The sequence below is a fragment of the Caulobacter sp. GW821-FHT12D05 genome (assembly GCF_058807295.1).
The window spans coordinates 1-19,571 of record NZ_JBXAQO010000001.1; the positions used below are offsets into that span (position 1 = coordinate 1).

At 64.9% G+C, this 19,571-nt stretch carries 28 protein-coding genes and 1 pseudogene; 24 read left to right on the top strand and 5 right to left on the bottom strand.

Annotated elements, in window-relative coordinates:
* On the top strand, positions 1 to 75 hold a 75-nt coding region (locus tag AC1RRR_RS00005; protein WP_425991018.1), incomplete at its 5' end, for an EF-Tu C-terminal domain-related protein.
* A gap of 212 nt (positions 76 to 287) precedes the next feature.
* Here the strand turns inward: AC1RRR_RS00005 and AC1RRR_RS00010 are convergent.
* Both AC1RRR_RS00010 and AC1RRR_RS00015 read right to left on the bottom strand, forming a co-directional pair.
* Positions 288 to 1,421, bottom strand: coding sequence for an LPO_1073/Vpar_1526 family protein (locus AC1RRR_RS00010; protein ID WP_492809508.1), 1,134 nt, complete (start codon positions 1,419 to 1,421; stop codon positions 288 to 290).
* Positions 1,418 to 1,591, bottom strand: coding sequence for a hypothetical protein (locus tag AC1RRR_RS00015; RefSeq protein WP_492809510.1), 174 nt, complete (start codon positions 1,589 to 1,591; stop codon positions 1,418 to 1,420). The genes AC1RRR_RS00010 and AC1RRR_RS00015 overlap by 4 nt, the downstream gene beginning before the upstream one ends.
* Positions 1,592 to 2,414: 823 nt before the next feature.
* Between AC1RRR_RS00015 and AC1RRR_RS00020 the strand changes: the two genes are divergently transcribed.
* Positions 2,415 to 3,041 carry a YdeI/OmpD-associated family protein gene (locus tag AC1RRR_RS00020; protein WP_492809512.1) on the top strand — a complete coding sequence of 209 codons (627 nt, stop codon included), beginning with the start codon at positions 2,415 to 2,417 and terminating at the stop codon, positions 3,039 to 3,041.
* Position 3,042: 1 nt separating this feature from the next.
* On the opposite strand, the gene AC1RRR_RS00025 is transcribed toward AC1RRR_RS00020, so the two are convergent.
* Both AC1RRR_RS00025 and AC1RRR_RS00030 read right to left on the bottom strand, forming a co-directional pair.
* Positions 3,043 to 3,348: a UBP-type zinc finger domain-containing protein gene (locus AC1RRR_RS00025; protein ID WP_492809514.1), complete on the bottom strand. Its 306-nt coding sequence runs from the start codon at positions 3,346 to 3,348 to the stop codon at positions 3,043 to 3,045.
* Between the two features lie 3 nt (positions 3,349 to 3,351).
* Positions 3,352 to 4,995, bottom strand: a complete 1,644-nt coding sequence (locus tag AC1RRR_RS00030) for an FAD-dependent oxidoreductase (RefSeq protein ID WP_492809516.1) — start codon at positions 4,993 to 4,995, stop codon at positions 3,352 to 3,354.
* Positions 4,996 to 5,115: 120 nt separating this feature from the next.
* On the opposite strand from AC1RRR_RS00030, the gene fdhD reads away from it, so the two are divergent.
* The 4 genes from fdhD to AC1RRR_RS00050 all read left to right on the top strand — a co-directional run bounded on the left by fdhD (position 5,116) and on the right by AC1RRR_RS00050 (position 10,400).
* Positions 5,116 to 5,931, top strand: a complete 816-nt coding sequence (gene fdhD, locus AC1RRR_RS00035; protein ID WP_492809518.1) for a formate dehydrogenase accessory sulfurtransferase FdhD — start codon at positions 5,116 to 5,118, stop codon at positions 5,929 to 5,931.
* On the top strand, positions 5,931 to 8,237 hold the full coding sequence (locus AC1RRR_RS00040; RefSeq protein ID WP_492809520.1) for an FdhF/YdeP family oxidoreductase: 2,307 nt from the start codon (positions 5,931 to 5,933) through the stop codon (positions 8,235 to 8,237). Before fdhD ends, AC1RRR_RS00040 begins: the two co-directional genes overlap by 1 nt.
* 60 nt (positions 8,238 to 8,297) lie before the next feature.
* On the top strand, positions 8,298 to 9,449 hold the full coding sequence (locus AC1RRR_RS00045) for a GNAT family N-acetyltransferase (RefSeq protein WP_492809522.1): 1,152 nt from the start codon (positions 8,298 to 8,300) through the stop codon (positions 9,447 to 9,449).
* A gap of 111 nt (positions 9,450 to 9,560) precedes the next feature.
* Positions 9,561 to 10,400, top strand: a complete 840-nt coding sequence (locus AC1RRR_RS00050; RefSeq protein ID WP_492809524.1) for a GIN domain-containing protein — start codon at positions 9,561 to 9,563, stop codon at positions 10,398 to 10,400.
* Between the two features lie 94 nt (positions 10,401 to 10,494).
* Here AC1RRR_RS00050 and AC1RRR_RS00055 read toward each other — a convergent pair whose 3' ends face one another.
* The gene (locus AC1RRR_RS00055; protein ID WP_492809526.1) at positions 10,495 to 11,253 is read right to left on the bottom strand and encodes an outer membrane protein; all 759 of its coding nucleotides are present in this window, start codon (positions 11,251 to 11,253) and stop codon (positions 10,495 to 10,497) included.
* A gap of 403 nt (positions 11,254 to 11,656) precedes the next feature.
* On the opposite strand from AC1RRR_RS00055, the pseudogene AC1RRR_RS00060 reads away from it, so the two are divergent.
* The 18 genes and pseudogenes from AC1RRR_RS00060 (at position 11,657) to rplF (ending at position 19,569) form a co-directional block, all read left to right on the top strand.
* Positions 11,657 to 11,845 (top strand): annotated as a pseudogene (locus AC1RRR_RS00060) (hypothetical protein).
* A gap of 13 nt (positions 11,846 to 11,858) precedes the next feature.
* Entirely contained in the window at positions 11,859 to 12,167 is a 309-nt protein-coding gene (rpsJ, locus tag AC1RRR_RS00065) for a 30S ribosomal protein S10 (RefSeq protein ID WP_004616952.1), read from the top strand.
* Between the two features lie 13 nt (positions 12,168 to 12,180).
* A complete protein-coding gene (rplC, locus tag AC1RRR_RS00070) occupies positions 12,181 to 12,948 on the top strand; it encodes a 50S ribosomal protein L3 (RefSeq protein WP_492809528.1) in 768 nt (255 codons plus the stop codon).
* Positions 12,948 to 13,586, top strand: a complete 639-nt coding sequence (rplD, locus tag AC1RRR_RS00075) for a 50S ribosomal protein L4 (RefSeq protein ID WP_492809530.1) — start codon at positions 12,948 to 12,950, stop codon at positions 13,584 to 13,586. Before rplC ends, rplD begins: the two co-directional genes overlap by 1 nt.
* Positions 13,586 to 13,882 carry a 50S ribosomal protein L23 gene (locus AC1RRR_RS00080; protein WP_172265586.1) on the top strand — a complete coding sequence of 99 codons (297 nt, stop codon included), beginning with the start codon at positions 13,586 to 13,588 and terminating at the stop codon, positions 13,880 to 13,882. The genes rplD and AC1RRR_RS00080 overlap by 1 nt, the downstream gene beginning before the upstream one ends.
* A gap of 3 nt (positions 13,883 to 13,885) precedes the next feature.
* Positions 13,886 to 14,725 (top strand): 50S ribosomal protein L2, encoded by an 840-nt coding sequence (gene rplB / locus AC1RRR_RS00085; RefSeq protein WP_492809533.1) that lies wholly within the window; start codon positions 13,886 to 13,888, stop codon positions 14,723 to 14,725.
* A 3-nt stretch (positions 14,726 to 14,728) separates the two neighbouring features.
* Entirely contained in the window at positions 14,729 to 15,007 is a 279-nt protein-coding gene (gene rpsS, locus AC1RRR_RS00090; RefSeq protein WP_252634387.1) for a 30S ribosomal protein S19, read from the top strand.
* Between the two features lie 2 nt (positions 15,008 to 15,009).
* Entirely contained in the window at positions 15,010 to 15,390 is a 381-nt protein-coding gene (rplV, locus tag AC1RRR_RS00095) for a 50S ribosomal protein L22 (protein ID WP_010919132.1), read from the top strand.
* Complete coding sequence (gene rpsC, locus AC1RRR_RS00100) at positions 15,390 to 16,142, top strand: 30S ribosomal protein S3 (protein ID WP_223394543.1); 753 nt, start codon at positions 15,390 to 15,392, stop codon at positions 16,140 to 16,142. Before rplV ends, rpsC begins: the two co-directional genes overlap by 1 nt.
* Positions 16,143 to 16,155: 13 nt before the next feature.
* Positions 16,156 to 16,587 carry a 50S ribosomal protein L16 gene (rplP, locus tag AC1RRR_RS00105; RefSeq protein ID WP_172265579.1) on the top strand — a complete coding sequence of 144 codons (432 nt, stop codon included), beginning with the start codon at positions 16,156 to 16,158 and terminating at the stop codon, positions 16,585 to 16,587.
* A gap of 2 nt (positions 16,588 to 16,589) precedes the next feature.
* The gene (gene rpmC, locus AC1RRR_RS00110; RefSeq protein ID WP_047413099.1) at positions 16,590 to 16,781 is read left to right on the top strand and encodes a 50S ribosomal protein L29; all 192 of its coding nucleotides are present in this window, start codon (positions 16,590 to 16,592) and stop codon (positions 16,779 to 16,781) included.
* Between the two features lie 10 nt (positions 16,782 to 16,791).
* A complete protein-coding gene (rpsQ, locus tag AC1RRR_RS00115) occupies positions 16,792 to 17,031 on the top strand; it encodes a 30S ribosomal protein S17 (RefSeq protein WP_354073205.1) in 240 nt (79 codons plus the stop codon).
* A 17-nt stretch (positions 17,032 to 17,048) separates the two neighbouring features.
* Positions 17,049 to 17,417, top strand: coding sequence for a 50S ribosomal protein L14 (rplN, locus tag AC1RRR_RS00120; protein WP_125159663.1), 369 nt, complete (start codon positions 17,049 to 17,051; stop codon positions 17,415 to 17,417).
* A complete protein-coding gene (rplX, locus tag AC1RRR_RS00125) occupies positions 17,417 to 17,731 on the top strand; it encodes a 50S ribosomal protein L24 (protein WP_492809538.1) in 315 nt (104 codons plus the stop codon). Before rplN ends, rplX begins: the two co-directional genes overlap by 1 nt.
* Positions 17,724 to 18,281, top strand: a complete 558-nt coding sequence (gene rplE / locus AC1RRR_RS00130) for a 50S ribosomal protein L5 (protein ID WP_492809540.1) — start codon at positions 17,724 to 17,726, stop codon at positions 18,279 to 18,281. The genes rplX and rplE overlap by 8 nt, the downstream gene beginning before the upstream one ends.
* Before the next feature lie 21 nt (positions 18,282 to 18,302).
* Positions 18,303 to 18,608 carry a 30S ribosomal protein S14 gene (gene rpsN, locus AC1RRR_RS00135; protein WP_454715308.1) on the top strand — a complete coding sequence of 102 codons (306 nt, stop codon included), beginning with the start codon at positions 18,303 to 18,305 and terminating at the stop codon, positions 18,606 to 18,608.
* Between the two features lie 10 nt (positions 18,609 to 18,618).
* Positions 18,619 to 19,017, top strand: coding sequence for a 30S ribosomal protein S8 (gene rpsH, locus AC1RRR_RS00140; protein ID WP_099579526.1), 399 nt, complete (start codon positions 18,619 to 18,621; stop codon positions 19,015 to 19,017).
* Between the two features lie 18 nt (positions 19,018 to 19,035).
* Positions 19,036 to 19,569 (top strand): 50S ribosomal protein L6, encoded by a 534-nt coding sequence (gene rplF / locus AC1RRR_RS00145; RefSeq protein ID WP_454715310.1) that lies wholly within the window; start codon positions 19,036 to 19,038, stop codon positions 19,567 to 19,569.
* Positions 19,570 to 19,571: the final 2 nt, after the last annotated feature.

Consider the following 19,571-nt stretch of genomic DNA (forward strand, 5'->3'; position numbering starts at 1 on the left):
CAAGGCCTGCGCTTCGCCATCCGCGAAGGCGGCCGCACCGTCGGCGCCGGCGTCGTGGCCAAGATCGTCGAGTAATCGACCGGTCTTAGCTTCGGCTGAGAAATGCGAAGGCCCCGGAGAGCAATCTCCGGGGCCTTTTGCTTGGGCCAATGTCTGACTTGGGTGGAAAGCCGTCTTTCGATCCGGTCACAGAAATTTGCCCTGAGCGCCGCTCGCCAATCCCCATAGATACAGCGACACGGACGCATTAGATCGATACGGGCGTGGCGGTTTGTCCACGCTCGCCCCTAGTTAATCCAGATTGAAAGCGGAGCGACGAAGTGATCCGCTGTGACGTGAGCCAAGTAAGAATGAGCGATGGCGATGCCCTTAGCCGTCAGTCCACCTTGGGCAAGTCCGCCGTCAGTGAACGCGGTCCTCAAGCGACCGATGTGGGGCATTACTGATTCGAGCTTCGCGTAAATCTCTTCTTCGCTCCAATATCTGGACCTCGCTAGAGCAAGAAGCTTCTCCCTGATCTCCGGATTATCAACGTGCTGCTCAAGCACCGGCTTGAAATCTGCCTCAGACATGCCGACGAACGTGTAGAGCGCGTTTTGTTTCATCGTAGAATATTGAGGCGCGGAAGAAGTGTAGGTGGAGCGGTCTATTTTCAGGCTCGGTACGTCTAGCGGCCTGGCGAGCTTTTCCCAGAGCCGATCACTTTCATCATCTAGTAGTCCAAAAGCATTTATGAATTCTTCCTTCTTGAATCCACTATTGAATACGTAGCCATAATTTCCAATGAACGGCTCGTTGAAAGTCCTATGCATGATGGACTCAGTTTGCATACAGCCGAGTCCAGTCAGATAACTAGCGGTAGATGCCCCCGGTGGGATATGCTCCAGAATGGGATTTAGCATTAGTGCGAGCGCATCAAGTAGTTCGCTGGTGTAATGCTTTTGTATCTTGACTCTGAGGGTGAGAAATGCCGCAGAGAGATAAGAGAGTTCTGGCTTTGATAGCTTTCCAGAGACTTCAATAGCTTCGTCTAGAATGAGAGCGACAATGCCTCGCTCTTGAGTTTTAGAGCGTTGAGCGAGAATGTTGACAAGGGTCTCCCCAACATCGGGTTCGCCAGATTTCGCAAAAGCCTTCTGGGCATCGTGAACCGCGAATTGAAACGCAGGCTCCTTAAAAGCCTCAGAATCTGCGTCCTTGTTCTCTGCAAACCTATTGAGAATTCGCTCCTCGAATTCCTTAAGCCTCTCGTCAACCGTCTCGCGTGCGCGGAAGCTATATTGCTCGACCACTTGGGCTTGTCGGGCAAGTATCTCTGCAATCTCTATTGCAGACACGCCCTGGTAGATAATGACGTTGTTGCCTGCCTGGATGGCTTGACCACCCTCACCGACGCGCTGGTCCTGACGATCGCCGCTCATTTCTTGATCTTTGTATCTCGCCCGCTCTGGATAGCGATGCCGCCCTTACCGACGACTTGCTTCTGAGATCGGCTCTTATTGATGCGCTTTGCAGCGAATACTAGCCCGGTAACACCAAAGACCACACCTATGACGATGCCGACCAGCCCAAGCCCTGTTCCCACGTCCATCAGGCGGCTCCCCCTATGATTGAGCCGGGTTGGATCGCCTCGGCTTAGTGGTAGGTTAGGTGCCTGAGCATCAATAGCCAAGCTAAAGCGCGGCGATCCGCGCGTTTGGTTCCAGAGCGTTGCCAGCACGAATGCCGTAGCGTGGCCTTACGCTAACCGACGTTGCGAATGTCGCCCATGGGGCGAAGCGGAGTTTCGTAACGTTTGCTGTCGATTGACGGGGATCGCCAACCCCCGTGGATACGCGGGAACTGGGGCGCACGATCCAAGCAAAATCAACACCTTGCCCCCGCCACCCACGAGCCCATCCAAAATCGACGCATCGCCCTGAAAACCTCCCCCATACTTCTCCTCGCCCCGTCGCGGGGGAGGGCGTTCAGCTGGCGACCGAAGGCGCGGCGGGGGTGGTCGAGCGGGAAGCGCTGGTCTTGGCCTTCGGGCCGCCTTCGCGACGGATCCGGACGGGCTCCCTGAAACATCGGGACGAAAGCCGGGCGGCGAAGGGGATCGGCGCGGCAGGCGCGGGCTGAAATCGCTCGCGTGGTCCGGAGGGAACGCATCTTCCTCCGCCCGTCCTGGGCCTCTTTCGGAAGCGGGTTAAGACCCCGCGCGTCGAGGGCTCAGGCGCAACGGTCACGCGGAGCGCTCCGGCCTTGGCCGAAACGGTACTCCTCTACACCTCATCCGGGCCCTGCCCGGACGCTCCGCCACCTCCCCAAACCCGCCGGCCCTCGCCGGCGGAAGGGCGCCGCCGTGCGCGTCCCCAAACGCTTCCTGCACGCGTCCCTTTCGCTTCGTCCGGAAAAGATGGCAGGAGAAGGCCATGGCGATGATCACCGATCCCGATGACTTCTTCACCCTGGGCTGCGGCCGCTGTGATCGGTTCGCGACGCCGGACTGCTCGACCCGGCCGTGGATCGACGGCCTGAACGCCCTGCGCCGGATCTGCCTGGACGTCGGGCTGGAGGAGACGGTGAAGTGGGCCCACCCGTGCTACATGCACGCCGGGCGCAACATCGCGATCTTCGGGGCGTTCCGAGGCGACTTCCGGCTCAGTTTCCTGAACCCTGGCCTGCTGGTCGACAGCGAGGGCGTGCTGGAGCCGCAGGGGCCCAACAGCCAGACGCCGGGCATGATCCGCTTCACCGCCAATGCGCAGGTCGCCGCGCTGGAGCCGGTGATCCGGGCCTATCTGCGCCAGCTGATGGATCACGCCGAGGCGGGAACCAAGCCCGCCAGGACCGAGCGCGAGATCGACGTGCCCGACGAGCTGACCGAGGCGCTGGACGCCGATCCGGAGCTGGCCGAGGCCTTCCACGCGCTGACGCCGGGACGCCAGAAGAGCTATCTGTTCGCGCTGAACCAGGCCAAGCAGTCAGCGACGCGCGTGGCGCGGATCGAGAAGTTCCGAGACAAGATCATCGCGGGCAAGGGCGCGCTCGAGCGCTAGCCTAGCCCTGAACGAAGCGCGGGATCGGCCCGACCTGTGGCGTCTGGTCGGGCAGCTCGACGAATTCCTCGTCGACGAAGCACCAGCCCCAGCCCTCGGGCGGGTCATAGCCCTCGATGATCGGGTGCCTGGTCGCGCGGAAGTGGGCGGTGGCGTGCTTGGACGGGCTGTCGTCGCAGCAGCCGACATGGCCGCAGGTCCGGCACAGGCGCAGGTGCACCCACCAGCCGCCGGCCTTCAGGCACTCCTCGCAGCCCTTCGTGCCGGGCGTGACCATGCGGATCGAGTCGCCGTGCGAGCAGGTCATGGTTCAGGCCTCCGCCAGGTAGGCGTGGATGGCGGCGACAGCCTGGGCGCCTTCGCCGATGGCGGCGCCGACGCGCTTGACCGAACCGGCCCGCACGTCGCCGATCGCGAACACGCCCTTGCGGCTGGTCTGCAGCAGCGGGTGGCCGGGCGCGAGATCCGTCCCGGTGCGGACGAAGCCGTGATTGTCCAGCTCGACATGGCAGTGGGTCAGCCAGGACGTGTTGGGCGCGGCGCCGATGAACAGGAAGAGGTGGCTGATGGCCTGGACGGTCTCGACGCCGCTGGGGCCGCGCCAGCGCACGGCCGACAGCTTGCCCTCGTCGCCTTCCAGGTCGACGATCCGGCTCTCGACCACGACCTCGATATTGGGCGTGCTCTCGATGCGGTCGATCAGGTAGCGCGACATGGTCGCCGCCAGGCTTTCGCCGCGCACGATCATCCAGACCTTCTTGACCTGGCTGGCCAGGTAGACGGCCGCCTGGCCCGCCGAGTTGCCGGCGCCCACCAGCGCGATCTCCTGGCCGGCGCACAGCTTGGCCTCCAGCGGCGAGGCCCAGTAGTGGACACAGGCGCCTTCGAAATTGTCGAGGTTGTCGACGTCCAGCCGGCGGTAACGAGCGCCGCTGGCGATGACCACGGTCTTGGCTTGCGCGGTCTCGCCGCTGGCGAGGGCCAGGCGGTATCGGTGCCGGCCGTCGTCCTCGCAGACCAACGAGGCGACCTCGTCGGGAATGGCCAGCTCGGCCCCGAACTTCTGCGCCTGGCCATAGGCGCGGCCCATCAGGGCCATGCCGGTGATGCCGGTGGGGAAGCCCAGATAGTTCTCGATCCGGGCCGAGGCCCCGGCCTGGCCGCCGAAGGCGCGGGTGTCCAGCACCAGCACCGACAGGCCCTCGGACGCGGCGTAGACGGCGGTGGCCAGGCCGGCCGGTCCCGCGCCGACGATGGCGACGTCATAGAGCTTGTCGGCGTCGATCGGACCGACCAGGCCGATGCAGCGGCCCAGCTGATGGTTGGTCGGCTGGCGCAGGATCTCGCCGTTCGGGCACAGCACGATCGGCAGTTCGCTGTCGTCGACCTGGAAGCGCTGAATCAGCACCTTGGCGCAGTCCATCTGGTCGGGGTCGAGGTTCTGATAGGGGTGGCCGTTGCGGGCCAGGAAGCCCGACAGGCGGATGACCTGGGCGTCGCTTTCGCGGCCGATGATGATCGGGCCGCCGGCGCCGGTCTCGATCAGGCTGACACGGCGCAGGATCAGGGCGCGCATGATCCGCTCGCCCAGCTCGGCCTCGGCGACCAGCACGGCGCGCAGGCGTTCGGGCTCGATCAGCAGGGCCTCGACAGCGGTGATGGCGGTGACGTCGACCAGCGAGGGGCGGCCCGACAGCTGGGCGATCTCGCCGACGAACTGGCCGGCGGCGTGCTCGACGATCGGCTGGCTCTCGTCGTGAGCGTCGCGGCGGCTGATGGCCACGCGGCCGGCCAGCACCACGAACAGGCCGGGCGAGGCGACGCCGGCCGTGGCCAAGGCCGAGCCGGCCTCGGCATGAATCACGCGACCGAAGCGGCGCAGGCGATCGATCTCGTCCGGCTCCAGCCGGGGAAACATCTGGGCGCGTCGGGTGTCGAAGGTAGAGCCTGCCATGGGCTTATGTTTGCTCCAGGATCGGCGTTCGGTCACGCGCCGAACGATGACGGTTTTGAACAAACCCGTCGTGACGTCATCGACTGTACCGCTGGGCGCCTGCGGAGTAGGCTCCGGGGCATGTCGCGTTCCCCATCCTCCCGCCGGCCCGGCGCGCAATGGCGTCCCGGAAAGGCCCTCGAGCCGCTCGCGCGGGTTCTGCCGCAAGAGACCGCCGTCGGCCTGTCGTTCGACGGTCGTCCGCACACGGTGCTGATGGCCACGCCCGAGCAGGTCGAGGAACTGGCCCTGGGCTTCGTGGTCACCGAGGCGATCGCCCGGGCCGAGGACGTGCTCGAGATCATCGCCAAGGAAGAAGAGCAGGGGATCCTGGTCGACGTCCGCCTGGCGCCCGGCGCGCTGATCAAGAAGGCGCGGCCGCGCAACCTGGAGGGCCGTTCCAGCTGCGGGCTGTGCGGTGTGCAGCGCTTGGCCGATGCGGTGCGGCCGCTGCCGGTGCTGGGGCAGGGGGTCGCCATCCGCCACGAGGCGATCCCGCGCGCCCTGGCGGCGCTGGAAGAGCAGCAGGCCCTGGGCCGTTTGACCCGAGCCACCCACGCCGCCGCCTTCTTCGACGTTGACGGTGCGCTGGTTCTGGTCCGCGAGGATGTCGGCCGCCACAACGCCTTGGACAAGCTGGCGGGGGCCATGGCGCGCGGCGGCGTCGATGCGGCGGCAGGCTTCGTGGTCGTCACCAGCCGCTGCTCGTTCGAGATGGTCGAGAAGGTCGCGCGGATCGGTTGCCCGATCCTGGTCGCGGTCTCGGCTCCGACCGAGCTGGCGATCGCCAAGGCCGAGGAGGCCAACCTGACCCTGGTCGCCCTGGCCCGCGCCGACGGCCACGCGGTTTTCGCCGGCGGCGAGCGCCTCCTTGAATCCGAGCTGGAGCCGGCCTGATGTCCGACAAGAAGGTCGATGGCGTCCGCCCGTACCGCCAGCCCGCTGGCGGCTGGGGCGCGCTGAAGGCGGTGGCCGGAGCGCTGGCCGGCCAGGAGACGATCGTCGAGGGTGGCAAGACCCTGATGCGGGCCAACCAGCCCGAGGGTTTCGACTGCCCCGGCTGCGCCTGGCCCGATCCCAAGCACACCTCGTCCTTCGAGTTCTGCGAGAACGGCGCCAAGGCCGTGGCCTGGGAGGCGACGTCCAAGCGGGCCACACCGGAGGTCTTCGCCCAGCACACGGTCAGCGAGCTGCTGACCTGGACCGACCACGCGATCGAGGACCTGGGCCGGCTGACCGAGCCGATGGCCTACGATCCGGCCGACGACCGCTACAAGCCGATCACCTGGGAGGCCGCCTTCGCCCGCACCGCCGAGGGGCTGAAGGCGCTGAAGGATCCGAACGAGGCCGAGTTCTACGCCTCGGGCCGGGCCAGCAACGAGGCGGCGTTCCTGTACCAGCTGATGGTCCGGCGGTTCGGGACCAACAATTTCCCCGACTGCTCGAACATGTGCCACGAGCCGACCAGCGTCGGCCTGCCGGACTCGATCGGCCTGGGCAAGGGCTCGGTGACGCTGGAGGACTTCGACCACGCCGACCTGATCCTGTGCTTTGGCCACAATCCCGGCACCAACCATCCGCGGATGATGACGACCCTGCGCGATGCCAGCCGGCGCGGGGCGACGATCCTGGCCTTCAACCCGCTGAAGGAACGGTCGCTGGAGAAGTTCGCCTCGCCGCAGGATCCGGTCGAGATGGCGACGCTGAGTTCGACCCCGATCGCCTCGGCCTATTTCCAGCTGCAGATCGGCGGCGACGCCTTGCTGGTGCAGGGCATGATGAAGGCGCTGCTGGCCATGGAGGCGCGCGACGGCGGCGTCCTGGATCACGACTTTATAATGGAACACACCGCCGGCTACGAAGCGCTCGTTGCCTCGGTTGAGGCTCAGGACTGGGCGACCATCGAGGCCGGCAGCGGCCTATCGCGCGCTCGAATCGAAGAGGCGGCGGCGATCTACGCCAGGGCGAAGGCGACCATCCTTTGCTACGGCATGGGCCTGACCCAGCACCGCGACAGCTCCGGCACGGTGCAGCAACTGGTCAACCTGCTGCTGCTGAAGGGCAATATCGGACGGGAAGGGGCGGGGATCTGTCCGCTTCGCGGCCACTCCAACGTCCAGGGCAATCGCACGGTCGGTATCTGGGAAAAGCCGTCGGCGGCGTTCTCGGACGCGATCCGCGACGTCTTCGGTTTCGAGCCGCCGCGCGAGCACGGCCACACCGTCGTGGAGTCAATCGAAGCCATCGAGCGCGGCGAGAGCAAGGTCTTCATCGGCCTGGGCGGCAACTTCGCGGTCGCCGCGCCCGATCCGGTGCGAACCTTCGCGGCCATGCGCAAGCTGGACCTGGCCGTTCACGTCGCCACCAAGCCCAACCGCACGCACCTGTTGATCGGCAAGGAGGCGATCCTGTTGCCGTGCTTGGGCCGCACCGAGCTGGATGTGCGGGCCGGCGTGCGCCAGTCGGTGACGGTCGAGGACTCGATGTCGATGGTCCACGCCTCGCGCGGTCTGAACCCGCCGGCGTCCGAGCACCTGATGTCGGAGCCAGCCATCGTCTGCGGCTTCGCGACGGCGCTGTTCGGCGAGGACCCGCTGGTCGACTGGCCGGGCCTGGCCGACGATTACGACGCCGTCCGCGACCTGATCGCCCGCGTCTTCCCGGCGGCGTTCGAGGACTATAACGACAAGGTCCGTATTCCCGGCGGCTTCCGTCTGCCGGTCGGGCCGTCGAACCGGGTGTGGAAGACGGCGACGGGCAAGGCCAACTTCATGGTCCACGATCCCAAGGGCGGCGATCCGCGCCGGGGCGATCCGGACGTGATGATCCTGACCACCCTGCGCAGCCATGACCAGTACAACACGACGATCTACGGCTATGACGACCGCTATCGCGGGGTGTTCGGCCGACGCGACGTGATCTTCGCCAATCCCGACGACATGGCGCGGCTAGGCCTGGCGCAAGGCGACCTGGTCGACCTGGGCGCGGCTTTCGACGAGACCGGCGAGCGGATCGTGCGGGCCTTCACCGTGGTGGCGCGCGAGATCCCGGCCGGCTGCCTGGCGGCCTATTATCCCGAGACCAATGTCGTGGTGTCGCTGGACGATCACGACCAGCGCTCGGGCACGCCAGCCTACAAGTCCGCGCCGGTCCGCTTGCGCAAACACCAGGCGCCGTGGCCGGCAGACACACTTCGCAACTAAAGCGATTGTTAGGAGCCTTTAGGCTTAATGCCCCAACCCGGACGGGAGTGGGGTTGCGTCGTGCGAGAGGGGATCGTCGTAGAGGCTGTCGAAGCCTCGCAGCTGGGAGCGGCCGAGCTTGAGCTCTGGCGCGCCTTCCGCGCGGCTGACCAGACCCTGGCCAGCCCCTATTTCGATCCCCGTTTCGTCCAGGTCGCCGCCCAGATCGCGCCCGGCGCGCGGGTCGCCGTGATCCGCGAAGGCGGGACGGTGCGGGGCTTCCTGCCGTTCCAGCAGCGGGGCGGGCTGATCCAGCCTCTGGCCGCGCCGCTCAGTGACTTCCATGGCCTGGTCGCCGAGCCCGGCTTCGACATCGCCCATCTGCTGCCCCAGTTGGAAGGCGTGCACCGCGCCCGCTTCAGCGGCCTGGTCGCGGCGGGGGAGGCGGATCGTCCGGACCTGACGCCGCGCCGGACCATGGCGGCCGATCTCTCCCAAGGCTTCGACGCCTATCTGGCTGGCCGCGATGCGCGGTTCCTGAAGGACAAGCGCCGCCGTCGCCGCGCGCTGGAGCGGGATCACGGCGCACTGACCTTCACCTTCGAGCGCCCGACCTTGGCGCAGGTCGACTACGTCATCGACCACAAGCGGGCTCAGATCGTTCGCACCCATCAGTACGATGTGTTCGCCTGCGGCTGGACGGTCGAGCTGATCCGCAAGCTGGCGGAGATCGACGCGCCGGACTTCGGGCTGCGCCTGGCCGTGCTGAAGGCTGGCGACAAGCTGGTCGCCGCCGAGCTGGGCCTGACCTCGGGCGCGCGGCATCACCTGTGGTTCCCGATCTACGACCCCGCCTACGCCAAGTACTCGCCGGGCGGGCTGATGACGCTGGACACGCTGGAGACCGCCGCGGCGCGCGGCATCACTCGTGTGGACTTCGGTGTCGACGCCGACGCCTACAAGCACGACTTCGCCGATCCGGCCGAGGTGGTGTTCGAGGGCCTGATCGAGCGCCGGCTGGGCGCGCGCGGCCATTCCATGCGGATCGCCGGCGCCTCGCGCCTGGCCCGCCGCTTCGACCGCATCGTCGCCTGCGAGCCCAGCCTGGTCGGGCAGCTGCGAGGCGGAGCCAGCTTCATGGCCGCCATGAACCGCCGCCATCCCAAGCTGGGCGCGGGGGTCGGCGTCGGTCTTGGCCTAGGTCTGGGCCTGGTCGCCCTGATGGTCGACTAGCCGACCCGCGTTTTATGACTTCGAGGTCATGACCTCGATTTAAGTCGAAGCGGTGACAAACCCTCGTTAGCTTCCCCTCATCGAATTCAACGCATCCGAGGGGAATGACCGATGCGCGCTCTGACGACCCTGGCCGTACTGGCCGCCGCTGTTTCCGCTGCTGGCGTGGCCCAGGCCCAGCCCTCCATCAAGATCAAGGACGCCGTCGCCCGCGTCGTGGTGATCCCCGAGAACCGCACGGACGTGAAGGTCGAGTTCCTGACCACCAACGCCGCCCTACCGCTGGAAGTCAGCAAGAACGGCGACGAGGTGGTCGTCGACGGCAACCTGCGCATGAACCGGATCAACGGCTGCAACAGCCGCGACGGCAAGGTCTGGGTGAAGGTGCGCGGCGTCGGCCAGGTGTCCTACGACAACTTCCCGCAGATCGCCGTCCGCGTGCCGATGAACGTCAAGGTCCGGGCCGGTGGCGCGGTGTTCGGCAGCATCGGCCGCTCGGACAGCGTCGAGCTGGGCAACGCCGGCTGCGGTGACTGGACGATCGCCAACACCAAGGGCGAACTGAAGCTGGACCAGGCCGGCTCGGGTGACGCCAAGGCCGGTACGGCCAGCTCGGTCGAGATCAACCTGGCGGGTTCGGGCGACATCAGCACCCAGGCCATCGGCGGCGATCTCGAGGTCAACATCGCCGGCTCGGGCAATGTCAGCAGCGCCAGCATCGCCGGCAAGCTGGACGGCAACATCATGGGCTCGGGCAACATCACGGTCGCCGGCGGCCGCGCGCGCTCGGTGGACGTCAATGTCGCCGGCTCGGGCGATGTGGACTTCCGGGGCGAGGCCGACACGGTCGACGTCTCGGTGGCCGGCTCGGGCGACGTGCGCATCGCCAAGGTCAACGGCCCAGTCAAGAAGCACGTGGCCGGTTCGGGCGATGTGATCATCGGGCAATAAGCTGCCCCAAAAACTTTAGAGCACCACACTCTATATATAGCGAAGGCCCCGGGATCGCTCCCGGGGCCTTCTTCATGCACGGTGTGCGGTGTCCTTAGCGGACGCCGAAGCCGAACAGATCGCCAGCCGTGGCCAGGTCGGCGCCGGCGCGGTCACGATCCTTCAGGCTGCCGCCGAAGGTGTAGCGGAAGCCGAACTTGACGGCGTCCGAGTTCAGCTTGGCCAGGTCCTTCGATTCCGCGTGGGTGTACTTGGCGAAGGTCGACCAGCCGGTGTTGGCGAACTTGTATTCGCCGCCGGCATTCACGTCCCACAGGTCGGCGTTGACGTTGGTGTCGATGCGCGACCAGCCAGCGCCCGCGTTCAGACGGAAGTTGTCCGAGACGAAGTAACGGGCTTCACCGCGGACGGTGTACAGGTCGGCGTCCAGGTCGTTCGATTGACCGTAGGCGACCAGGCCCGTCAGCGTGACGTTGTTCAGGTACTTCTGGGCTTCGGCGCCGACGGCCCACAGGGTGTCGTTCGACGGACGCGACAGGGCGGTGAAGCCGCCGACGCGGACGGTGTCGCCCAGCTTGGTGGTCAAGTGCACGGCGCCCGAGGCGACGGTTTCGTCCGACAGGTCGTTGTCCGAGATCGAGACGTCGCCGTTGGCGGTCACGGTCCAGGCGCCTTGCAGCGGGATGGCGACCGAACCGTCGATGACGACCGAGGTGCCGTCATTGCCGCCGAGGCGGGTGTTCAGGTCCGTGTAGTTCACGGCGGCGCCGACCGAGCCGACGTTTTGAGCGAAGGCCGGGGCCGAGACGGCGGCGGCGATCAGGGCGGCGGTGGCGAAAAGCTTCGTATTCATAGTGGGGTATCCCCTTACACAAGAGTGGCTCCCCGACTGGCTGGACGGTCGTTGTTGGGGGGAGGGCCGCCCAGTCCGTCGAGGAGGGCCGGCATCTATGGAGGTTCGGACTCCGCCTCAAGACCACCGGCGGCGCTTGAGGGCCGAATAATGCATTTTTGTGACACTTGCGGAGGTGACCATTTCGCCTACGCGCGAGCGGGCGCACGTTCTTGCTGCCTAGGCCGCTGAAAGCGTTAAATGCGGACCGATGTTATGTTTTCGAGGGGCTTGCGCGGGCAGGGCAGGGCGCCTATCCAGAACCCGCCCGACGACTCGAGTCCTTATCGGACGAGACGAACCGGACAGAGCGCTTGACGAAACCGATTCCGGAACGTACAAGCGCGCCTCTGTTGGACCGGCTGTGAACTTTCGAGTTCAAACGCGGTTCGCGAGACGCCCGGACATAGCGCCCTACAAGGCGCAATTTCGGTCATCACCCCCGGCAGGTAACTGTTGGGGATATTTGTTTTGCGGACGCTGCGTACGGACTCCCATCTGGGGGTTCGGGTTGGTCTTTGAAATGGTTCGAGACGCGGGCGCAGCCCACTAGGAAACCGAGCGATATGGATCGTCAGAACATCCGCATCCGGCTCAAGGCCTTCGATCACCGCGTGTTGGATCATTCCACGCGCGAGATCGTCAATACGGCCAAGCGCACGGGTGCGACGGTGCGGGGCCCCATCCCCCTGCCCACGCTTATCGAGAAATTCACCGTCAACCGTTCGCCGCACGTCGACAAGAAGTCGCGCGAGCAGTTCGAGATCCGTACGCACAAGCGCGTTCTCGATATCGTTGACCCGACTCCGCAGACCGTGGACGCGCTGATGAAGCTCGACCTGTCGGCCGGCGTTGACGTCGAAATCAAGCTGTAAGGAGGGCCGATCCATGACTCTCCCCACCCAACGCACTGGCATCATCGCCAAGAAGCTCGGCATGACCCGCTTCTTCGATGAAGCTGGTCAGCACGTGCCGGTCACCGTCCTGTCGCTCGACGGTTGCCAGGTCACGGGCCAGCGCACGGTTGAGAAGGACGGTTACACCGCCCTGCAACTCGGCGCCGGCGCTAAGAAAGCCAAGAACACCTCGAAGGCCCTGCGCGGCCACTTCGCCAAGGCGGCCGTTGAGCCGAAGCGCGTCGTCGCGGAATTCCGCGTCGAAGAAAGCGCCCTGATCGAAGTTGGCGCCGAGCTGACCGCTGACCACTTCGTTGCCGGCCAGAAGGTCGACATCCAAGGCGTCACCGTCGGTAAGGGTTTCGCCGGCGCCATGAAGCGCTGGAACTTCGGTGGTCTGCGCGCCACCCACGGTGTTTCGGTCTCGCACCGCTCGCACGGTTCGACCGGTAACCGCCAGGACCCGGGTCGTACGTTCCCGGGCAAGAAGATGGCTGGTCACCTGGGTCAAGAAACCGTCACGACGCTGAACGTCACGATCTGGAAGGTCGACGTTGAGCGTGGCCTGCTGCTGGTCAAGGGCGCTGTCCCGGGCCACGAAGGCAGCTACGTGAAGGTTCGCGATGCCGTGAAGAAGGCCATCCCCGCCGACGCTCCGCGTCCGGGCGCCTTCCGCAAGGCTGGTGAGGCTGCTCCGGTGGCCGCTGAAACCCCCGCTGAGGAAGCCCCCGCGGCGACGACCGAAGAGGGCGAAGGCTAATGAAACTCGACGTCATCAAACTGGACGGCGGCAAGGCCGGTTCCGTTGATCTCGACGACGCCATCTTCGGCATCGACGACATCCGCGGCGACATCCTGCAGCGCGTCGTGACCTGGCAGCTGGCCAAGCGCCGCTCGGGTAACCACAAGATTCAGGTTCGTAACGAGGTCTCTCGTACGAGCAAGAAGATGTACAAGCAAAAGGGCACCGGCGGCGCTCGTCACGGCTCGCGTCGTGCGGCTCAGTTCGTCGGCGGCGCCAAGGCTCACGGCCCTGTCGTCCGCAGCCACGCTTTCGACCTGCCGAAGAAGATCCGGGCCCTGGCTCTGCGCCACGCCCTGTCCTCGAAGGCCAAGGCCGGTTCGCTGGTCGTGGTGGACAGTGTCGCTCTGACCGAAGCGAAGACGGCCGCCCTGCGCGCCACCTTCGACAAGATCGGTCTGAAGAACGCCCTGGTCATCGCCGGTCCGGAAGTGGACGCGAACTTCAAGCTCGCCGCCCGCAACATCCCGAACGTGGATGTCCTGCCGAACGCCGGCCTGAACGTCTACGACGTGCTGCGTCGCCAAACCCTCGTCCTGACCAAGGACGCGGTCGAAGCGATCTCGGCCCGTTTCGCTGAGAAGGAAGCCGCCTAATGGCCGCCACCGCTCGCCACTACGACACGATCCTGTCGCCGGTGATCACCGAAAAGACGACCCTGCTCTCGGAGCAGAACAAGGTTGTCTTCAAGGTGGCCAACGATGCGTCGAAGGACGAAATCGCCGCCGCCGTTGAAGAGCTGTTCAAGGTCAAGGTCACGAAGGTCAACACCATCGTCACCAAGGGCAAGACCAAGCGCTTCCGTGGCATCGTCGGGCGTCGCAACGACGTCAAAAAAGCGATCGTGACCCTGGCCGAAGGCCAGTCGATCGACATCACGACGGGGCTCTAAGACATGGCCTTGAAGAAATTTAATCCGACCAGCCCCGGCCAGCGCGGCCTGGTGCTGATCGACCGCAGCGAACTTCACAAGGGCAAGCCCGAGAAGAAGCTCGTTGAAGGTCTGACGAAGTCGGGCGGTCGTGGCGGCAATGGCCGTATCGCGGTCCGTTTCCGCGGCGGCGGCGCCAAGCGCCTGTACCGTCTGGTCGACTTCAAGCGTCGTAAGCAAGGCACGGCCACGGTCGTTCGTCTTGAGTACGATCCGAACCGCACCGCCTTCATCGCCCTGATCAAGTATCAGGCCGACGGCGAGCTGTCGTACATCCTGGCCCCGCAACGCCTGAAGGTCGGCGACGAAGTCGTCACGGCTGAAAAGGTCGACGTGAAGCCGGGCAACGCCTCGCCGCTGCGCACGCTGCCGATCGGTACGATCATCCACAACATCGAGCTGAAGCCCGCCAAGGGTGGTCAGATCGCCCGTTCGGCTGGCGCCTACGCCCAGCTGGTCGGTCGTGACGCCGGCTACGCCCAGATCCGCCTGAACTCGGGCGAACTGCGCATGGTGCTCGACTCGTGCCTGGCCACCGTCGGCGCCGTTTCGAACCCCGACCATATGAACCAGAACCTCGGCAAGGCCGGTCGTTCGCGTCATATGGGCCGTCGCCCGCACGTCCGCGGCGTCGCCATGAACCCGGTCGACCACCCCCACGGTGGTGGTGAAGGTCGTACCTCGGGCGGCCGCCACCCGGTGACCCCGGCTGGTAAGCCGACCAAGGGCGCCAAGACCCGCGTCAACAAGGCGACGGACAAGTTCATCATCCGTTCGCGCCACAAAGCGAAGAAGGGCCGCTAAGCCATGACCCGCTCCGTCTGGAAAGGCCCGTTTGTCGACGGGTACCTCCTGAAGAAGGCCGACGCCGCACTGTCGTCGGGCCGCAAGGACGTCATCAAGACCTGGTCGCGTCGTTCGACCATCATGCCGCAGTTCGTCGGCCTGGTGTTCGGCGTCCACAACGGCCACAAGCACATCCCGGTCTCCGTGTCGGAAGACATGGTCGGCATGAAGTTCGGTGAATTTGCGCCCACGCGCAGCTTCCCCGGCCACGCTGCCGACAAGAAGGCCAAGAGGAAGTAATCATGGCCAAGCAGAAGCAAGAACGCCGCCTGCCGGCCGCCGAAGCGATGTGCAAGGTGCGCACCCTGCGCACCAGCCCGCGCAAGCTGAACCTGGTCGCTCAGTCCATCCGTGGCCTGAACGTCCAACGCGCTCTCAACGAGCTCGAGTTCAGCCACAAGCGCATCGCCCAGGACGTCCGCAAGGCGCTGTACTCGGCGATTTCGAACGCCGAGAACAACCACAACCTCGACATCGACTCCCTGGTCGTCGCCGAGGCCTATGTGGGCAAGAACCTGATCATGAAGCGTTTCTCGCCCCGCGCTCGCGGTCGCGCGACGCGCGTTGAGAAGCCGTTCTCCGAGATCACGATCGTGGTCCGCGAACTGGGTGAGGCCGCCTAATGGGTCAGAAAGTCAATCCGGTCGGGCTGCGGCTCGGCGTAAACCGCACCTGGGACAGCCGTTGGTTCGCCGACGGCGCCCAGTACGGCAAGATGCTGCACCAGGATCTCGCGATCCGCGCCGCCCTGAAGAAGCGCCTGTACCAAGCTGGTGTGTCGCGCATCATCATCGAGCGTCCGCACAAGAAGTGCCGCATCACGATCTATGCCGCTCGTCCGGGCGTCATCATCGGCAAGAAGGGCGCTGACATCGACAAGCTCCGCAAGGACCTGTCGATCAAGACCGAAGGCGAAGTTCACCTGAACATCGTCGAGATCCGCAAGCCGGAGACCGACGCTCAGCTGGTGGCCGAGTCGATCGCTCAACAACTCGAGCGTCGTATCGCTTTCCGTCGCGCCATGAAGCGTTCGATCCAGTCGGCCGTGCGTCTCGGCGCCAAGGGCATCCGGATCAACGTCTCGGGCCGTCTGGGCGGTGCTGAAATCGCTCGTATGGAGTGGTATCGCGAAGGCCGCGTGCCGCTGCACACCCTCCGTGCGGACATTGACTTCGGTTTCGCCGAAGCCAAGACCACCTACGGCATCATCGGCGTGAAGACCTGGATCTTCAAGGGCGAGGTGCTGGAGCATGATCCGATGGCGCTCGACAAGCGTCTCGCCACTGAGTCCGGCCCGGCCGGCGAAGGTGGTGGCCGTGAGCGCGGCGACCGTCCCGACCGGGGCGACCGTCGTGACCGTCGCGATCGCGCCTAAGGATTAGATCGCCATGCTGTCTCCGAAAAAGACCAAATTCCGCAAGCAGTTCAAGGGCCGCATCCACGGCACTTCGAAGGGCGGCACCTTGCTGAACTTCGGTTCGTACGGCCTGAAGGCCGTCGAGCCGGAGCGCATCACGGCCCGTCAGATCGAAGCCGCCCGTCGCGCCATCACCCGCCAGATGAAGCGTCAAGGCCGCGTCTGGATCCGTATCTTCCCGGACGTGCCGGTCACCGGCAAGCCGGCGGAAGTCCGGATGGGTAAGGGTAAGGGCGCCGTGGATTACTGGGCCGCTCGCGTGGCTCCGGGCCGCATCATGTTCGAAATCGACGGCGTGCCGGACGATGTCGCGCGTGAAGCTCTCCGCCTGGGCGCCGCCAAGCTGCCGATCCGCACCCGTGTTGTCACCCGCATCGATGCGGGCGTGGCTCAGGAAGCATGATCATGAAAATCGCTGACATCCGGGGCCTGACCCCCGACCAGCTGGCCGACACCCTGATCAGCCTGAAGAAAGAGCAGTTCAACCTGCGCTTCCAGGCCGCCACGGGCCAGGTCGAGAAGACCCACCGCGTCAACGAGATCCGCAAGGATATCGCGCGGATCAAGACCGTGCTGCGCGCCAAGGCCGCGGCTTAAGGAGAACGATATGCCCAAGCGTATCCTCGAAGGGGTCGTCGTCTCCGACAAGGGCGATAAGACCGTCGTGGTGAAGGTTGAACGTACCATCGTTCACCCGATCCTGAAGAAGATCGTGCGTCAGTCGAAGAAGTACCACGCGCACGACGAATCCAACGCGTACAAGGCCGGCGAAGCAATTCGCATCGTCGAATGCGCTCCGAAGTCCAAGCTGAAGACCTGGGAAGCACTTCCCAAGGCTTCCGCTTAATCTGGAAGGTTTAGACCATGATCCAGATGCAAACTAACCTGGAAGTCGCCGACAACTCTGGCGCTCGCCGGGTCATGTGCATCAAGGTGTTGGGCGGCGCAGGCCGTCGCTACGCCAGCGTTGGCGACGTTATTGTCGTCTCCGTGAAGGAAGCCATCCCGCGTGGTCGCGTGAAGAAGGGTGACGTGCTTCGCGCCGTCGTCGTTCGCGTGAACCAAAACCTGAAGCGCAAGGATGGCTCGGTCATCCGCTTCGACAAGAACGCCGCGGTGATCGTGAACAAAGCCAGCGAGCCGGTCGGCACGCGGATCTTCGGCCCGGTTCCTCGTGAACTGCGCGCCAAGAACCACATGAAGATCATCTCCCTCGCTCCGGAGGTGCTGTAATGGCCGCTAAGATCAAGAAGGGCGACCGCGTCGTCGTTCTGGCCGGCAAGGACAAGGGCAAGCAAGGCGCTGTGACCCAAGTCCTTCCGAAGGACAACCGCGTTGTCGTGGAAGGCGTGAACATGGTTTCGCGTCACACCAAGGCCACGCAAGCCGACCCGCAAGGCGGCATCAAGCACAAGGAAGCCGCGCTGCACGTCTCGAACGTCGCCATCGTGGACTCCAACGGCAAGCCCACCCGCGTCGGCTTCAAGATCGAAGGCGACAAGAAGGTGCGCGTCGCCAAGACGACCGGCGAGGTGATCAATGGCTGATCAAGCTTACGAGCCCCGGCTGAAGACCGTTTATCGCGAGCGCATCCGCGCCGCGCTGAAGGAACAGTTCGGCTACACCAACGAGATGCAGATCCCCAAGCTGGACAAGATCGTCCTGAACATGGGTATCGGCGAGGCCGTGGCCGACTCCAAGAAGGCCCAGACCGCTCTGAAGGACCTGCAGGCGATCGCCGGCCAAAAGCCCGTCGCCACCAAGGCCCGCAAGTCGATCGCCGGCTTCAAGCTGCGCGAAGGCATGGTGGTCGGTGGTAAGGTCACCCTGCGCAAGGACCGGATGTACGAATTCCTGGACCGCCTGGTCACGATCGCGCTGCCGCGCGTGAAGGACTTCCGTGGTCTGAACGGCAAGAGCTTCGACGGCCGTGGCAACTACGCCATGGGCCTGAAGGAGCACCTGGTGTTCCCGGAAATCAACTATGACCAGATCGAGCAGATCTGGGGCATGGACATCATCGTCTGCACCACTGCGAATACCGATCAGGAAGCCAAGGCTCTCCTGAAGGAATTCCAGTTCCCGTTCACGAATTAAGAGCGGGCAGGGAAAAGAACCATGGCAAAGAAAAGCGCCGTCAACCGCAACGAGGCCGTCAAGGCCCTCGTCAAGAAGTTCGCCGAGAAGCGCGCGTCGCTGAAGGCGATCGCCAACGACGAAAGCCTGCCGCTCGAGGAGCGTTTCGACGCCCGCCTCAAGCTCGCCAAGCTGCCGCGTAACAGCGCCGCGATCCGCATCCGCAATCGCTGCGAAGTCACGGGCCGTCCGCGCGCCTACTACCGCAAGCTGAAGATGAGCCGGATTGCGCTCCGCGAACTGGGTTCGCAGGGTCAGATCCCCGGCCTCGTCAAGTCGAGCTGGTAAGGACGATCAGATGTCGATGAACGATCCCCTGAGCGACCTGATCGCTCGCATCAAGAACGCCGCCACGCGCAAGCGCAACAAGGTCTCGACGCCGGCTTCCAAGCTGCGCGCCCGCGTCCTCGACGTGCTGGCCGATGAAGGCTACATCCGTGGCTACTCGCTGATCGAGAAGCCCGGTGCGTTCCCCGAATTCGAGATCGAGCTCAAGTACTTTGACGGTGAGCCCGTGATCGCCGAAATCAGCCGCGTGTCCAAGCCTGGCCGTCGCGTCTATTCGTCGATCAAGGACCTGAAGCCGATCAAGAACGGCCTGGGCATCTCGATCCTTTCGACGCCGAAGGGCGTCATGTCGGACACCGCTGCACGCGACGCTAACGTCGGCGGCGAAGTCCTCTGCCGCGTCTACTAGGCGCGGGAGGGAAAGAGCATGTCACGTATCGGTAAGAAAGCCGTCGCAATCCCCTCGGGCGTGCAAGTCACGCTCGCGGGTCAGACGGTCACGGTGAAGGGCCCCAAGGGTCAGTTGTCGTGGACCATCGCCGACGAAGTCGAAGTCAAGCAAGAGGGCGCTGAGCTCCTTCTGACTCCGCGCGTCGACACGAAGCGCGCCAAGGGCATGTGGGGCCTGTCCCGCACGCTGGTGGCCAACATGGTGCACGGTGTCACCGCCGGGTTCGAGGAAAGCCTCGAACTGGTCGGCGTTGGTTACCGCGCGGCCCTGAAGGGCACCGCCCTGAGCCTCCAGCTCGGTTTCAGCCACGATGTGGACGTTGAGGCTCCGGCCGGCGTCACCTTCGCTGTGCCGAAGCAGACCGAAATCAAGATCGCCGGCATTGATAAGCAGGTGGTCGGCGAGATTGCCGCGAAGATCCGCCGCATTCGTCCGCCCGAGCCGTACAAAGGCAAGGGTGTGCGTTATGCTGGCGAGAAGGTTCGCCGCAAGGAAGGCAAGAAGAAGTAAGC

Excerpts from the sequence above, each read along its gene's own strand:
- rplV (WP_010919132.1), top strand. The coding sequence starts at position 15,010 with ATGGCCAAGCAGAAGCAAGAACGCCGCCTGCCGGCCGCCGAAGCGATG.
- rpsH (WP_099579526.1), top strand. The coding sequence starts at position 18,619 with ATGTCGATGAACGATCCCCTGAGCGACCTGATCGCTCGCATCAAGAAC.
- rplD (WP_492809530.1), top strand. The coding sequence starts at position 12,948 with ATGAAACTCGACGTCATCAAACTGGACGGCGGCAAGGCCGGTTCCGTT.
- rplF (WP_454715310.1), top strand. The coding sequence starts at position 19,036 with ATGTCACGTATCGGTAAGAAAGCCGTCGCAATCCCCTCGGGCGTGCAA.
- rplE (WP_492809540.1), top strand. The coding sequence starts at position 17,724 with ATGGCTGATCAAGCTTACGAGCCCCGGCTGAAGACCGTTTATCGCGAG.
- AC1RRR_RS00015 (WP_492809510.1), bottom strand. The coding sequence starts at position 1,591 with ATGGACGTGGGAACAGGGCTTGGGCTGGTCGGCATCGTCATAGGTGTG.
- rpsS (WP_252634387.1), top strand. The coding sequence starts at position 14,729 with ATGACCCGCTCCGTCTGGAAAGGCCCGTTTGTCGACGGGTACCTCCTG.
- fdhD (WP_492809518.1), top strand. The coding sequence starts at position 5,116 with ATGTCGCGTTCCCCATCCTCCCGCCGGCCCGGCGCGCAATGGCGTCCC.
- AC1RRR_RS00050 (WP_492809524.1), top strand. The coding sequence starts at position 9,561 with ATGCGCGCTCTGACGACCCTGGCCGTACTGGCCGCCGCTGTTTCCGCT.
- AC1RRR_RS00020 (WP_492809512.1), top strand. The coding sequence starts at position 2,415 with ATGGCGATGATCACCGATCCCGATGACTTCTTCACCCTGGGCTGCGGC.
- rpsC (WP_223394543.1), top strand. The coding sequence starts at position 15,390 with ATGGGTCAGAAAGTCAATCCGGTCGGGCTGCGGCTCGGCGTAAACCGC.
- AC1RRR_RS00025 (WP_492809514.1), bottom strand. The coding sequence starts at position 3,348 with ATGACCTGCTCGCACGGCGACTCGATCCGCATGGTCACGCCCGGCACG.
- AC1RRR_RS00080 (WP_172265586.1), top strand. The coding sequence starts at position 13,586 with ATGGCCGCCACCGCTCGCCACTACGACACGATCCTGTCGCCGGTGATC.
- rpsQ (WP_354073205.1), top strand. The coding sequence starts at position 16,792 with ATGCCCAAGCGTATCCTCGAAGGGGTCGTCGTCTCCGACAAGGGCGAT.
- rplP (WP_172265579.1), top strand. The coding sequence starts at position 16,156 with ATGCTGTCTCCGAAAAAGACCAAATTCCGCAAGCAGTTCAAGGGCCGC.
- AC1RRR_RS00055 (WP_492809526.1), bottom strand. The coding sequence starts at position 11,253 with ATGAATACGAAGCTTTTCGCCACCGCCGCCCTGATCGCCGCCGCCGTC.
- rpsN (WP_454715308.1), top strand. The coding sequence starts at position 18,303 with ATGGCAAAGAAAAGCGCCGTCAACCGCAACGAGGCCGTCAAGGCCCTC.
- AC1RRR_RS00040 (WP_492809520.1), top strand. The coding sequence starts at position 5,931 with ATGTCCGACAAGAAGGTCGATGGCGTCCGCCCGTACCGCCAGCCCGCT.
- rpsJ (WP_004616952.1), top strand. The coding sequence starts at position 11,859 with ATGGATCGTCAGAACATCCGCATCCGGCTCAAGGCCTTCGATCACCGC.
- rplX (WP_492809538.1), top strand. The coding sequence starts at position 17,417 with ATGGCCGCTAAGATCAAGAAGGGCGACCGCGTCGTCGTTCTGGCCGGC.
- AC1RRR_RS00030 (WP_492809516.1), bottom strand. The coding sequence starts at position 4,995 with ATGGCAGGCTCTACCTTCGACACCCGACGCGCCCAGATGTTTCCCCGG.
- rplN (WP_125159663.1), top strand. The coding sequence starts at position 17,049 with ATGATCCAGATGCAAACTAACCTGGAAGTCGCCGACAACTCTGGCGCT.
- rplB (WP_492809533.1), top strand. The coding sequence starts at position 13,886 with ATGGCCTTGAAGAAATTTAATCCGACCAGCCCCGGCCAGCGCGGCCTG.
- rpmC (WP_047413099.1), top strand. The coding sequence starts at position 16,590 with ATGAAAATCGCTGACATCCGGGGCCTGACCCCCGACCAGCTGGCCGAC.
- AC1RRR_RS00010 (WP_492809508.1), bottom strand. The coding sequence starts at position 1,421 with ATGAGCGGCGATCGTCAGGACCAGCGCGTCGGTGAGGGTGGTCAAGCC.
- rplC (WP_492809528.1), top strand. The coding sequence starts at position 12,181 with ATGACTCTCCCCACCCAACGCACTGGCATCATCGCCAAGAAGCTCGGC.